The following is a 535-nucleotide window of genomic DNA, read 5'->3' on the forward strand; positions in this document are numbered from 1 at the left end:
GATCGCTGCCGTATGGGCAATAATTACTCCTACCAGCAGACTGCGATTTCGTTTTTGTATGACTCGGTGGGACCTACTAATCATTGGGCTGATTTTTATACTAGCTAATTATTTGGTTTTTGCACCTGCATTAAGACAAGTTGGACTGTATTACAGTTTCGGACCGTGGATATGGGGATTGGATAGTTCGAGTGCAGTATATCTATTGTTTCTCTTGGCTGCCTCATATCTTTTCATTCGGCTAAAATCGCCAACATTAAATCGAGGTAAAATAAAACTATTTCTTGAGCTAATTGAGAGTTTACATCTTACCAAAAAATATGATGAGTTAGTATTGTTAGTTGAGCCTCAGTTAGACGAAATAATATCCCTTGCTAATGGAAAACCGAACCTTATTGTTCAATGGATTGATAAGCTATATGGCGGCTCCGATCGAAATGCGTTATTGAATGGAGAAGAACCCAAAGAACGAAATGTCTTGGTGAAAGGTCTATATTCCCTACTAAGTCCTTTGCGTGAAAAGCTATCATCAAAT

At 38.3% G+C, this 535-nt stretch carries 1 pseudogene; it reads left to right on the forward strand.

Features of this window, described 5'->3' with window-relative positions:
* Position 1 precedes the first annotated feature (1 nt).
* Positions 2-535, forward strand: a pseudogene (locus ABD481_RS47100) (hypothetical protein); the annotation flags it as partial.

The organism is Catenulispora yoronensis (assembly GCF_039531695.1).
In the GTDB taxonomy this organism is placed as follows: domain Bacteria; phylum Actinomycetota; class Actinomycetes; order Streptomycetales; family Catenulisporaceae; genus Catenulispora; species Catenulispora yoronensis.